Raw genomic sequence first — 13,172 nt, forward strand, 5'->3', positions numbered from 1 at the left:
TCGTGCGGACACCTACACCGTGCGCCCGTGGGACCGCCCGGGGCAGGGCCGGCCAGGACGGCTCTGCGGGACCTTCGGCCCGGCGCCCCGCCGGACCGGCGGCGCCGCCGGAACCGCTGGCCGGCGTTCGCCGGATGGTGGCTACCGGCGGCCGGTCACGCTGCCGCGCCGGCGCCCTCCCCGGAGGGTCCGGTACGGTTCCGGTCCTCCTCGCGTTCCCGCTCGATCCGGCGGAGGCTGTCGTAGAGCAGTGCGCCAACGAAGCGGGTGATCGCGTCCGGCCCCCGCGCGGCCGACCGGGCGGACCGGCCGGCCGCGTCGCGCCGTGCCTCGCGGTCGGTGTCGTAACGCTCCTTCTCGTCCATCTCGCACCTCCTTCGGTGCCAAACGCCATTGGGCGGGGAACCGGAGTGGTTCACCGCCCACACTCCTCAGCGTGTCCCTGTGGGACCGCACCGGCAGGTGCCACAGGTCCCGGGGCGGCGGGACCTGTGGCACGGCATGATCGGAAGCGGCGCGAGCCGGACCGCGGGGAGCACCCGACCGCCATCGGCCGCCGGCCCACCTTGACAACTCCGCCACGCATCCACAATCCTCGGTGGATTGTATCGTTTCATTCCGGTTGCCGTCTCGCCCCGGCACAGACCGGACCCGCATACGTACCTTGGGAGACCCATGACTCATCGAACCAGGGGAAAGCGCATTCTCGCGGCGCTGTCCCGGGCCGCCGTCGCGGGCGTCTCGGTGACCGCGTTGCTGCTCGGCACCCCGGCCCCCGTCGCCGCCGGGCCGAGCGGTTCCGGCCACCGTCCGGCCGGACCGCGCCTCGAACGCCTCGACCGCGGCCTGGTCGCGGTCGCCACCACCGACGGCGTCTTCCTGAGCTGGCGGCTGCTCGGCGCCGAGGCCACCGGCCGGAGCGACACCGGCCTGACCGGGGCGGACTTCCACGTCTACCGGAACGGGCGGCGGATCGCGACCGTCACCGACAGCACCAACCACCTCGACCGCGCCGGCACGGCCAACGCGACGTACCAGGTGGCGGCCGTGCTGCGTGGCCGGCCGGCCGCCCGGAGCGCACCGGTCTCACCATGGACCGACGGCTACCGGGACCTGCCGCTGCGCAGGCCGGCCGACGGGGTGACCCCGACCGGTGAGACCTACACCTACTCGGCGAACGACCTCAGCGTCGGTGACGTCGACGGCGACGGGCAGTACGAGTACGTCGTCAAGTGGGACCCGTCGAACTCCAAGGACGTCTCACAGGTCGGCTACACCGGTGAGGTCTACATCGACACCTACGAACTCGACGGCACCCTGCTGCACCGCGTCTCGCTCGGCGTCAACATCCGGGCCGGTGCGCACTACACGCAGTTCCTGGTCTACGACTTCGACGGCGACGGCCGCGCCGAGATGATGTTCAAGACCGCTCCCGGCACGAAGGTCACCCGGTACGACCGGCGTGGCCGGGCGGTCTCCGAGCGGTACATCACGATGCCCCGCGAGGACACCCGGGCCGGGTACTCGCACAGCGACGACTACCGGCTGAGCCCGGAGGAGTACCGGCAGAAGCTTGTCGACCTCTTCCTCGGCTGGCACCGGCATCCGGAGGTGGTGGCCGGGCGCTGGCCGGCAACCCTGGAGGCGGCCTTCGGCATCGCGCCGTCGTACGCGTACCCGCTCGCCCGACCCGACGCCGAGGCGCTTGTCGACTACTTCATCGACGTCTACGCACCGGCCCGGAGCAGTCGCAACGCGCTCCGGTCGTTCCAGGGCTTCATAGTGGACGGCCCGGAATACCTCACCGTCTTCGACGGAGCGACCGGACGCGAGCTGCAGACCGTCCACTACAGGCCCGGCCGGCACGACGACGGGCTGATGTGGGGCGACTACGCGATGAGCCGGATCGAGCCGGGCAACCGGGTCGACCGGTTCCTGGCCGGCGTGGCGTACCTGGACGGCCGTCATCCGTCGGCGGTCTTCGCCCGCGGCTACTACACCCGGGCCACCCTGGTCGCCTACCGCTGGGACGGCCGGCGGCTGCGCGAGGACTGGTACGTCGACAGCGGCTGGGTGCCGATGACCAACCCGTTCAACGACAGCCCGCACGGCCGGGAGGGGACCGACCCGCGGTACGGCACCCTGACCACCCAGGGCGCACACTCGCTGAGCGTCGCCGACGTGGACGGCGACGGCAAGCAGGAGATCATCTACGGCAGCGCCACCGTCGACCACGACGGCAGCCTGCTCTACAGCTCCTACGGGGTCCTGCCGCCCGGCAGCGCCGATCCGGGCGCGCGGGCCAAGCTCGGGCACGGCGACGCGATGCACGTCACCGACATCGACCCGGCGCGGCCCGGGTTGGAGATCTTCATGGTGCACGAGGGCGCGAGCTGGGCGCCGTACGGCTACGCGCTGCGGGACGCCGCGACCGGCGAGGTCATCTACGGCGGTTACACCGGGGTCGACACCGGACGCGGCATGGTCGGCGACGTGGTGCCGGAGGAGCCGGGGCTGGAGACCTGGGCGACGGTGGTCGGTGGCCAACCGGACGGGCCGGGTCTGCGTACCGCCGACGGTGAGCTGCTGAGCACCGTGATCCCGGGGACCAACCAGAGCATCAGGTGGGCGGCCGACATGACCACCCAGATCGTCAACGGTGCCGGTGACGTCACCCCGAGCATCGACGACTGGCGGCGCGGCCGGCTGCTCACCGCCGAGGGCACCCGGACCAACAACGGCACCAAGGGCAACCCCGGGCTGGTCGCCGATGTCCTCGGCGACTGGCGCGAGGAACTGCTGACCCGCACCGTGGACAGCTCGGCGATCCGGATCCACCTGAGCACCGAGCCGACCGACCACAAGCTCTACACCCTGATGCACGACCCGCAGTACCGGGTCGAGGTGGCCAGGCAGCAGACCACCTACAACCAGCCGTCGTACCCGAGCTTCTACCTCGGCTCGGACATCGACTGGTCCCGGGTGCCGCTGCCAGGCCGCTGACCGGCACCCGGAAGCACAGCGGGAAGCCGGCCGGAGCAGCCGGGACCCGACGCCGCGCGGCGTCGGGTCCCGGCGTGCCGGGAGTCGGGTCCCGGCGTGCCGGGGCCGGGGATGGTGTCCCGGGACGACGGACGCGAGCGCCGGATCCGGTGGGGTCCGGGAACCGGATGGCGGGGGTGCGGCTCGTCCCCGGTGGAGGTGGTCAACGATGCGCGCCCGTCGCACCCTCGCCGCCGTCGCCGCGACCCTGGTCGGGCTGGCCGGCACCCTGCTCCTCGCACCGGCACCCGCCCGGGCCGGCAACTGGGCGGCCACGCTGCTGGATCCACTGCCGGAGCGGCTGGAGCCGGGCCGGGCCTACACGGTCGGTCTCTGGGTGCTCCAGCACGGCTTCCACCCCTTCGAGGGTGAGCTCGGACCCGTCGCGCTGCGACTCGTCGATCGCGACGGCGGGTCGGTGTCGTTCCCGGCGACGGCGCTGCCGGAGCCGGCGCACTACGCCGCGGCCGTCGCGGTCCCGCGTCCCGGCGCCTGGACGGTGGTGGCCGAGCAGGGCGAGTTCCCCGACTACCAGGTCGGGACGCTGACCGTCCCCGGCGGGCTGGCGGTGCTCGGCGTGCCGGCACCGCTGCGACCGGCCGAGACCGCGAGGCACTGGCCCGGCCCGGTCCGACCGCCGGCCGTCCCGGTCGACCAGGACCGAAACCCCTTCGGCGTGCCGACCGGAGCGGCGGCGGCGGGGGAGGGGAGCGGTGCGGCGGCGCAGGGGGACGGTGCGGCCGTGCCGGCCGGATCCCGGGTGGCGCCGGATCCTGCCGCCGACACCTCGCGGCGGAGCATGCTGGTCGCCGGCACGCTGCTGGCGGTGGCGCTCGTAGGGCTCGGGCTCGTCGCGGCGCGCCGACGGCTCAGTCCAGTTCGGGTAGCAGGCCCTGCTCCCGCAGTTGCTGACAGTGCAGCTCCGGTGGTGGTTCCGGATCCCAGTCGGAGGGACGGGGTCCCTCCGGGCCGTCCGGACCGATCCGGACGAACCGCTCGACCCGGGTCACCCGGCAGCGCACACCCTTGATCTCGAACTCGTCGGTGCGGGGCGCCTTGAACTCCTCCAGCGCCCGGGTGTAGGCGGCGCTGATCTCCTCCAGGGTGGCGTCCTCGTGCGGGACGATGTCGCTGAACCGGAAGGCCGCCGAGTCCCGGGCGGCCTGTGGCGTGGGATAGGTGCCGGCCGACCGGGGCTGCCAGGTCTGGTCCAGATACTCGCCGATGGTGAAGACGACCGGCAGCAGCACCACGTTCGGGTGGGTGACCAGTGCCCGGTGCGAGTCGGCCTGTATCTCGTCGGGGACGATCCCGGCCTTGTAGAAGGCGGGCGCCATCTCGATCCGCAACAGCCCGTCGGAGAGGCCGGTGGTGGCGGCCGGATCGATGACGAAACCGTCCTCCGGCGGCGGCACGTCCCGGGTCTGGCCGGTCGGGTACGGATCCGGGTCGGTGGGCCGGGGCGGCTCGGGACCGTCCGGTCCCATCCGGACGAAGGGCTGGACCCGGATGATCCGGTAGCGGCGCCCGTGCACGGTGAGGTCGTCGACCACCTCCCAGTCGAGCAGCCGGATCGCCGCCTGGTATTCCCGCCGTTCGGCCGCGTGGTCGGCGGTCTCCGGCGTCCTGCCGCGCAGCCGGCGGAAGTGCGAGCCGAGCGCGTCGCGGCTGCCCTGTGGATGGTCGCCGCTGAGGCTGAGGATCCGCCAGCGACCGGCCACCTCCTCGGCGTGCCCGAAGACCGGCGCGCCCCACATCAACTTCGGATAGGCGATCGAGCGGCGCCGGGCGTCGTCCTCGGAGACCGCCGACACGGGATCGCCCCGCTGCGCGATCCGGATCAGCAGATGGTCCGGCACCTGCCTACCGTGATGAGTCATGCACGCAGTGTGCCCCGACGGTTTCGGTTTGCCGGGCCCGGCACTCCGAAGCGCGTGACAACGTGGGTACAGATTGTCGCCGCCGGTCCGGCCGGATGCGAAGCGGGCCCGGCCCGGGCCTCTTTCCTACCCTCCTAGGACACTGTACCGGTAGTGCGACGAGTCGCATCGACCGTGGTGGAAGCGTTGACGTCCCGATAGCACGCCGGTAACCTTTGGCCAACCTTCCGCAAAAACAGAGCAGATCACTGCCATATCTGCTACTGCAATCCGGAACTTCCGTACTGAGCCACCCCCGTCTGCTCCGGACAACCGGCTCCGGCCGCCGCGGGTTCCCGGCCCGGCCGCAGCCCCGGCACCCCCACCACCGTGCTCGTGGCCACGCCACCGGCAGAACCGTCCACAGTGAAGAGGACAGTGATGAGACGCTCAGATCTGGTCCCGGTGGCGGCGGTCGCCGCCGCCGTGCTCGCCGCTCTCGGTGCGCCCGCCGCGCCCGCGGCCGGCGCACCCGCCCCGACACGCCAAGCCGAGGTCAACCTCGCCCAGGGACGCCCGACCCAGGCCAGCGGCCACGCCGACGTCTACGACCCGTCCCGGGCCGTCGACGGCAACCAGGGCAGCTACTGGGAGAGCGTAAACCACGCCTTTCCACAGTGGATCCAGGTCGACCTCGGCTCGGCGGTGCCGGTCAACCGGGTCGTCCTGAAGCTTCCCACCGCCGGCTGGGGCACCCGTACCCAGACGCTGAGCGTGCGCGGCAGCACCAACGGCTCGTCCTTCGGCGACCTGGTGGCCTCCCGGACCTACACCTTCAACCCCGCGGTCGACGCCAACTCGGTGACGATCACCTTCGGCCAGGCCAGCACCCGCTACCTCCGGATCCACGTCACGGCGAACAGCGGGTGGCCGGCCGGGCAGGTCTCCGAACTGGAGGTCTACGGCCCGGATGGCGGCGGCGGCACCGACACCACCCCGCCGGGCGTCCCCGGCACCCTCTCCTACACCCAGTCCGGGCAGTCGATCACGCTCACCTGGGGCGCCTCGACCGACGACCCCGGCGGCAGCGGCCTGGCCGGCTACAACGTCTACCGCAACGGGGCGCAGGTCGCCTCGCTCGGCGCCGCGACCAGCTACACCGACACCCAGCCGACCAGCGCCACCGTGTCGTACTTCGTCCGGGCCCGGGACGTGGCCGGCAACCTCTCCGGCAACAGCAACACCGTCACCCGGACCGGCAGCCAGCCGCCCGGCTGCACCAACGTGGCCCGGGGCAGACCGGTCACCGCCACCGGCTCCACCTTCAGCTTCGTCCCGGCGAACGCCGTCGACGGCTCGCTCGGCACCTACTGGGAGGGGGCGCCGGGCTATCCGCAGAGCCTGACCGTGGCGCTCGGCGCCAACCACGCCGTCACGGCCGTGCAGGTCAAGCTGAACCCGGATCCGGCCTGGGGCACCCGTACCCAGAACTTCCAGATCCTCGGCCGGGACCAGGCCGCGACCGGCTACACCAGCCTGGTGCCGGCGACGAACCACCAGTTCGTGCAGGGGAACAACGCGGTGACCGTCCCGGTCACCGCCACCACGGCGGACGTGCGGCTCCAGTTCAACTCCAACACCGGCGCGCCATCCGGGCAGATCGCCGAGTTGGAGGTCTGCGGCACCCCCGCGCCCAACCCGGACCTGGTGGTCACCTCGACCACCTGGACGCCGGCCGCGCCGACCGAGACCACCCCGATCGTGCTCTCCGCCACCGTCCGCAACAGCGGGTCGGCGGCGGCCACCGCGACCACCGTCAGCGTCAGCCTCGGCGGCACCGTCGCCGGCAGCGCTCCGGTCCCCGCGCTCGCCGCCGGTGCCTCGGCCACCGTCACGGTCAACGCCGGCACCCGGCCACAGGGCAGCTACCCGGTCACCTCGGTGGTCGACCCGACCAACACGATCGTCGAGCAGAACGACGCCAACAACAGCTACACCGCGCCGTCGCCGCTGCTTGTCGGCCAGGCGCCCGGCCCCGACCTGCAGGTGCTCGGCATCACCAGCAACCCGCCGAACCCGGCCGTCGGGGCGGCCGTCACCTTCACCGTGGCGGTCAACAACCGGGGCACCGCCGCGACCGGCGCCACCACTGTCACCCGGGTCAGCGTCGGTGGCACCACGCTGAACACCAACACCCCGTCGATCGCGGCCGGCGCCACCGTCAACGTCGCGATCGGCGGTAGCTGGACCGCCACCAGCGGCGGCGCCACCATCACCGCCACCGCCGACGCCACAAACACGGTCGCGGAGACCAACGAGGGCAACAACGTCCGCACCCAGTCGATCGTCGTCGGGCGCGGCGCCGCGGTGCCGTACGTGTCGTACGAGGCGGAGGCCGCCCGTTACCAGGGCACCCTGCTGGAGGCGGACCCGCTGCGCACCTTCGGGCACACCAACTTCGCCACCGAGTCCTCCGGGCGCAGGTCGGTGCGGCTGAACAGCACCGGCCAGTTCGTCGAGTTCACCTCCACCAACGCGGCGAACTCGATAGTGGTCCGCAACTCCATCCCGGACGCGCCGGGCGGCGGCGGCCTGGAGGCGACGATCAGCCTCTATGTCAACGACACCTTCCTGCGCAAGCTGACGCTCTCCTCCCGGCACAGCTGGCTCTACGGCACCACCGACGACCCGGAGGGACTGACCAACACCCCGCAGAGCGACGCGCGGCGGCTCTTCGACGAGGCGAACGCGCTGCTGAGCCAGTCGTACCCGGTCGGCACCCGGTTCCGGTTGCAGCGCGACGCGAACGACACCGCGCCGTTCTACGTCATCGACATGATCGACCTGGAGCAGGTCGCCCCGCCGACCGGCCAGCCGGCCGGCTGCACCTCGATCACCCAGTACGGCGCGGTGCCGAACGACGGGCTCGACGACACCGCCGCGATCCAGCGGGCGGTCACCGACGACCAGAACGGCGTGATCGGCTGCGTCTGGATCCCGCCGGGGCAGTGGCGGCAGGAGCAGAAGATCCTCACCGACGACCCGCAGGACCGGGGCCAGTGGAACCAGGTCGGGATCAGCAACGTCACCATCCGGGGCGCCGGGATGTGGCACTCCCAGCTCTACACGCTGACCGAGCCGCACCTGGTGGTCGGCGGGATCAACCACCCGCACGAGGGGAACTTCGGCTTCGACATCGACGACAACACCCAGATCTCCGACATCGCGATCTTCGGCTCCGGCCGGATCCGGGGCGGACCGGGCGGCGCCGAGGGCGGTGTCGGGCTCAACGGCCGGTTCGGCGAGAACACCCGGATCAGCAACGTCTGGATCGAGCACGCCAACGTCGGGGTCTGGGTCGGCCGGGACTACGACAACATCCCCGCGCTCTGGGGGCCCGGCGACGGGCTGGAGTTCACCGGGATGCGGATCCGGAACACCTACGCCGACGGGATCAACTTCACCAACGGCACCCGGAACTCGCGGGTCTTCAACTCGTCGTTCCGGAACACCGGTGACGACTCGCTCGCGGTCTGGGCCAGCCGGTACGTCCGGGACACCTCGGTCGACATCGGCCACTCCAACGCCTTCGTCAACAACACCATCCAGTTGCCCTGGCGGGCCAACGGCATCGCGATCTACGGCGGCCACGGCAACCGGATCGAGAACAACCTGATCTACGACACCATGAACTACCCGGGGATCATGCTCGCCACCGACCACGACCCGCTGCCCTTCTCCGGGCAGACGCTGATCGCCAACAACGGGCTCTACCGCACCGGTGGCGCCTTCTGGGGCGAGCAGCAGAAGTTCGGCGCGATCACGCTCTTCCCGGCGACCCGGGACATCGTCGGGGTCACCATCCGGGACACCGAGATCGTCGACTCGACGTACGACGGCATCCAGTTCAAGACCGGCGGCGGCAACATGCCGGGCGTGGTGATCAGTAACGTCCGGATCGACCGGTCCAACAACGGCGCCGGGATCCTGGCGATGAACGGGGCGCGCGGCAGCGCGACGCTCTCGAACGTCACCATCACCAACTCGGCCACCGGCAACATCGTGGTCGAGCCCGGGTCGAGCTTCACCATCACCGGCGCCCAGCCGGCGCCCCGGCAACCGCGCAAGCCGGCCGTCGACTGAGTCCCGGCCGGCCGCCGCCGGCCGGGTCCCCGGTCGGCCGGTTCCCGGGCGCGCTCGCGGTTCGCACCACCGCGGGCGCGCCCGGCGCCGGCACGCCTCAACCGCCGGTCGACCGGTGGTTGCCGAGCGTCACACCCGACCGTCCCGCCAGCACCGCAGCCACGCCGTAACCTGGGGCGGTGATCGGCACCCTGGCCGTGCAGAACTACCGGTCGCTGCGCAGCCTGGTCCTGGAACTGGGTCGGCTGACGGTGGTGACCGGGGCGAACGGCACCGGCAAGTCGAGCCTCTACCGCGCGTTGCGGCTGCTGGCCGACTCGGCCCGCAACGGGGCGGTCGCCGCACTGGCCCGGGAGGGCGGGCTGCCGTCGACGCTCTGGGCCGGGCCGGAGACGATCGGCCGGGCGGTCCGGGCCGGCGAGCATCCGGTGCAGGGCACGGTGCGGCGCGGCCCGGTCAGCCTCCGTCTCGGCTTCGCCGGGCCCGATGTCGGGTACGCCGTCGACTTCGGCCTGCCCCCACCGTCGCAGCGCTCGGTTTTCGGACTGGATCCGGAGGTCAAGCGGGAGGCGGTCTGGGCCGGCCCGCTGCTGCGCCCGTCGACCCTGCTCGCCGAGCGGGCCGGGACCGCGCTGCGGATCCGGGACGGCCGTGCGTTTCGGGCGGTGCCGGACGCGGTGCACCCGTTCGACAGCATGCTCAGCGAGTACACCGATCCGGAGCGCGCCCCGGAACTGCTCACCCTGCGGGAGCGGATCCGCTCCTGGCGCTTCTACGACCACCTGCGTACCGATGCGGCCGCGCCGGCCCGGCAGGCGCGGATCGGCACCCGGACCCCGGTGCTCGGCCCGGACGGCGGGGACCTGGCCGCCGCGCTCCAGACGATCCGGGAGACCGGCGACGCCGAGGCGCTCGGCTCCGCCGTCGGTGCGGCCTTTCCCGGCAGCGCGGTGGAGATCGCGGTCGAGTCGGGGCGCTTCGAGCTGCGGCTGCGCCAGCACGGCCTGTTGCGACCGCTGGCCGCCGCCGAGCTCTCCGACGGCACGCTGCGCTATCTGCTCTGGGTCGCCGCGCTGCTCAGCCCACGCCCACCGGCGCTGCTGGTGCTCAACGAGCCGGAGACGAGCCTGCATCCGGAGCTGCTCCGGCCACTGGCCGGGCTGATCCTGGCGGGCGCGGCCCGGACCCAGGTGGTGGTGGTCAGCCACGCCCGGGCGCTGACCGGCGCGCTGGAGCGCGACGCCACCGAGCTGACCACGGTCGAGCTGGTGAAGGAGTTCGGCGAGACCCGGGTGGCCGGCCGCGGCCGCCTCGACGAACCGGCCTGGCACTGGCCCAGGCGGTAACAGCTCGATGACCATGGCGAACATCATCACTTCGATGTCCGGAGATGTGTGACTGCGCGCCATGTCGCCGGTTCGTCCCGGGGCCGTAACGTCGCGGCAACTTCAGCGTGATTCAGCACACACCGTCGCCGGAGGCCCACCATGCGCCGCAGACCCGTCCTGGCCCGCCTCGCGCGGGCCGCTCTCGTCCCCGTACTCGCCGCCGTGGCGGTGCTCGCCGTCGCCGCGCCCGCCCAGGCCGCCACCCTGAACCAGGTCGGCAGCTTCGGCTCCAACCCCGGCAACCTCACCATGTACGCCTACCGGCCGGACAACCTGCCCGGCAACGCGCCCGCCGTCGTCCTGCTGCACGGCTGCGCGCAGAACGCCAACGGCTACTTCAGCAACTCCGGCTGGCGCAGGTACGCCGACCAGTGGGGCTTCGCGCTGATCGTGCCCGAGCAGAAGTCGGCGAACAACTCCACCTCCTGCTTCAACTGGTTCGAGCCGGGTGACACGGCCCGGGGCCAGGGCGAGGCGCTCTCGATCAAGCAGATGGTCGACCACGCCCGGACGAACTTCGGCATCGCCGCCAACCGGGTCTACGTCAGCGGCCTCTCCGCCGGTGGCGCCATGGCGGCGGCGATGCTGGCGACCTATCCGGACACCTTCGCGGCCGGCTCGATCGTCGCCGGCATCCCGTACCGCTGCGCCACCAGCATGATCAACGCTTTTAGTTGCATGAACCCGGGCGTCGACCGCAGTCCGGCGCAGTGGGGCGACCTGGTCCGCAACGCGTACCCGGGCTACTCCGGCACCCGGCCCAGGGTCGCGATCTGGCACGGCACCGCCGACTACACCGTCGGCACCGCCAACGCGACCGAGTCCCGCGACCAGTGGACCAACGTCCTCGGAGTGTCGCAGACGCCGACGAGCACCTCGTCGCTGCCCGCCGGCACCACCCTGGAGACGTACGGCGCCGACCGGGTTCGCCTCTACCGGGTCTCCGGCATGGGCCACGGCACCCCGGTCGACCCGGGCTCCGGCGCCGACCAGTGCGGCACCGCCGCCGCCTACTTCCTGGACACCATCTGCTCGGCCTACCGGGACGCGCTCTTCTTCGGTCTCGGCACCGGCACCGACCCCGGTGATCCGGGTGATCCGGGTGATCCCGGCGACCCGGGCGACCCCGGCGACCCGGGCGAGGACCCGGTCTGTGTGACGGCGAGCAACTACGCGCACGTCCAGGCGGGCCGGGCCTACCACTCCGGCGGCTACGCCTACGCGCTCGGCTCCAACGCGAGAATGGGTCTCTACAACGTCTTCGCCAGCACCACGCTCAAGCAGACCGGCCCTGCCCACTGGGTGATCGGCTGCTGACCCGGCGGGGCCGGCGCCACACCCCCGGGCGCCGGCCCCCGCCGCTCCGTCCCCGCCGCTCCGTCCCCGCCGCTCCGGCCCGGACGGCGGAGGCGGACCTCATCGCCCGACCGCCCCGACCGGGACCTCCGCCGGCTCCCCGAAGAGGACGAGCAGCCGCTCGACGTCCAGATACGTCGTGAGTCCCACGATCAGCCCGTCGGCCACGTCCAGCAGGACCAGGCCGAACGGCAGGTAGTCGCCGTCCGGCCACGGCCGCAACTGCCAGAACGCCGGCGACCCGTTCGCGGCGACCGGGACGAGTCGGGCACCCGCACACGCCGCCGCCGGATCCTCCAGCGCGAGCCGGACCCGGTCCCGGCCGCGCAGCCACCACCGGAACGGTGGCATCGACATCGTGGCACCCCCGTGCGGCAGCGCCACGAGCGTGGCCACGCGGCGCCCGTGACCGCCCGACCGGAGCCACCGCCACCGAATTGGCCCGGCCGGCAACCGGACCAGCGTCGGTAGCATCGCCCGCCGAGCAGCGCGACGGCGAACCGCCACGCCAGCACCGCGGCCGATCGCAGCCGATCGCGCCGGACCAGGAAGGACACCCACGTGTACGACGCCTTCGCCGACCTCTCCACCCCGCTGCTGGCCGACGCCTGCGTACGTCTCGACGTGCCGCTGCGGATCGCGCCGCCCGGCATCGCGGCGGTCGTACCCGGGCAGCGGATCGCCGGACGCGTGCTGCCGGCGCGGCACCACGGCAGCGTCGATGTCTTCCTGGAGGCGCTGGACGGCGCCGACCCGGACGACGTCCTGGTCGTCGACAACGGTGGCCGGGCGGACGAGGCGTGTGTCGGCGACCTGGTGGTGCTGGAGGCCCGGGCGGCGGGCCTGGCCGGACTGGTGGTCTGGGGCCTGCACCGCGACACGCCGGAGCTGGTGGAGATCGGCCTCCCGGTCTTCAGCTACGGCAGCTACCCGCCCGGCCCGGTACGTCTGGACGAGCGGGAGCCGGAGGCGCTGGTCAGCGCCGGCTTCGGCGGGCATCTGGTCGGCGCGGCCGATGCCGTCTTCGGCGACGCCGACGGCGTGCTCTTCGTCGCGGCCGACCGGGTCCGGGAGGTGCTGGCGGTGGCGCAGCGGATCCGGCGAACCGAACGCGACCAGGCGGACCGGATCCGGGGCGGGGAGACGCTGCGCCAGCAGACCGGCTTCGCGGACTACCTCGCCCGGCGGTCCGACGATCCGGCGTACAGCTTCCGCCGGCATCTGCGCCGGATCGGCGGGGCCATCGAGGAGTAGCGGGCCTGCCGTCCCCGGCTCCGGATGATCGGCCAGGGGTCCGGCGGCGGGCCGCCAGGCGGTCGCTGTTGCGACGGGTTGGCACCTGCTTCGTTGTCGCGTGCGTACACGAGCACGTAATCTCGCCTGA

At 72.6% G+C, this 13,172-nt stretch carries 8 protein-coding genes; 5 read left to right on the forward strand and 3 right to left on the reverse strand.

Going from position 1 to position 13,172, the window contains the following annotated elements; genetic code table 11:
- Positions 1–155 precede the first annotated feature (155 nt).
- A complete protein-coding gene (locus ACN27G_RS09910) occupies positions 156–365 on the reverse strand; it encodes a hypothetical protein (RefSeq protein ID WP_421492485.1) in 210 nt (69 codons plus the stop codon).
- Between the two features lie 310 nt (positions 366–675).
- On the opposite strand from ACN27G_RS09910, the gene ACN27G_RS09915 reads away from it, so the two are divergent.
- Entirely contained in the window at positions 676–3,003 is a 2,328-nt protein-coding gene (locus tag ACN27G_RS09915) for a rhamnogalacturonan lyase (RefSeq protein WP_421492486.1), read from the forward strand.
- A 908-nt stretch (positions 3,004–3,911) separates the two neighbouring features.
- On the opposite strand, the gene ACN27G_RS09920 is transcribed toward ACN27G_RS09915, so the two are convergent.
- Complete coding sequence (locus ACN27G_RS09920) at positions 3,912–4,922, reverse strand: DUF5954 family protein (protein WP_421492487.1); 1,011 nt, start codon at positions 4,920–4,922, stop codon at positions 3,912–3,914.
- A gap of 420 nt (positions 4,923–5,342) precedes the next feature.
- Here ACN27G_RS09920 and ACN27G_RS09925 point away from each other — a divergent pair, with 420 nt between their 5' ends.
- The 3 genes from ACN27G_RS09925 (at position 5,343) to ACN27G_RS09935 (ending at position 11,749) form a co-directional block, all read left to right on the forward strand.
- Positions 5,343–9,044, forward strand: coding sequence for a CARDB domain-containing protein (locus ACN27G_RS09925; protein ID WP_421492488.1), 3,702 nt, complete (start codon positions 5,343–5,345; stop codon positions 9,042–9,044).
- Between the two features lie 179 nt (positions 9,045–9,223).
- Positions 9,224–10,390, forward strand: coding sequence for an AAA family ATPase (locus ACN27G_RS09930; RefSeq protein ID WP_421492489.1), 1,167 nt, complete (start codon positions 9,224–9,226; stop codon positions 10,388–10,390).
- A 141-nt stretch (positions 10,391–10,531) separates the two neighbouring features.
- Complete coding sequence (locus ACN27G_RS09935; protein ID WP_421492490.1) at positions 10,532–11,749, forward strand: PHB depolymerase family esterase; 1,218 nt, start codon at positions 10,532–10,534, stop codon at positions 11,747–11,749.
- A gap of 99 nt (positions 11,750–11,848) precedes the next feature.
- Here ACN27G_RS09935 and ACN27G_RS09940 read toward each other — a convergent pair whose 3' ends face one another.
- On the reverse strand, positions 11,849–12,184 hold the full coding sequence (locus tag ACN27G_RS09940) for a hypothetical protein (RefSeq protein WP_421492491.1): 336 nt from the start codon (positions 12,182–12,184) through the stop codon (positions 11,849–11,851).
- 165 nt (positions 12,185–12,349) lie between these two features.
- Between ACN27G_RS09940 and ACN27G_RS09945 the strand changes: the two genes are divergently transcribed.
- A complete protein-coding gene (locus tag ACN27G_RS09945; RefSeq protein WP_421492492.1) occupies positions 12,350–13,042 on the forward strand; it encodes an RraA family protein in 693 nt (230 codons plus the stop codon).
- Positions 13,043–13,172: the final 130 nt, after the last annotated feature.

It is taken from the genome of Plantactinospora sp. WMMB334 (assembly GCF_049179095.1).
Classification (GTDB): Bacteria; Actinomycetota; Actinomycetes; order Mycobacteriales; family Micromonosporaceae; genus Plantactinospora.

Bases quoted from the DNA above. Each gene is read 5' to 3' on its own strand.
- ACN27G_RS09910 (WP_421492485.1), bottom strand. From the start codon at position 365: ATGGACGAGAAGGAGCGTTACGACACCGACCGCGAGGCACGGCGCGAC.
- ACN27G_RS09915 (WP_421492486.1), top strand. From the start codon at position 676: ATGACTCATCGAACCAGGGGAAAGCGCATTCTCGCGGCGCTGTCCCGG.
- ACN27G_RS09920 (WP_421492487.1), bottom strand. From the start codon at position 4,922: ATGACTCATCACGGTAGGCAGGTGCCGGACCATCTGCTGATCCGGATC.
- ACN27G_RS09925 (WP_421492488.1), top strand. From the start codon at position 5,343: ATGAGACGCTCAGATCTGGTCCCGGTGGCGGCGGTCGCCGCCGCCGTG.
- ACN27G_RS09935 (WP_421492490.1), top strand. From the start codon at position 10,532: ATGCGCCGCAGACCCGTCCTGGCCCGCCTCGCGCGGGCCGCTCTCGTC.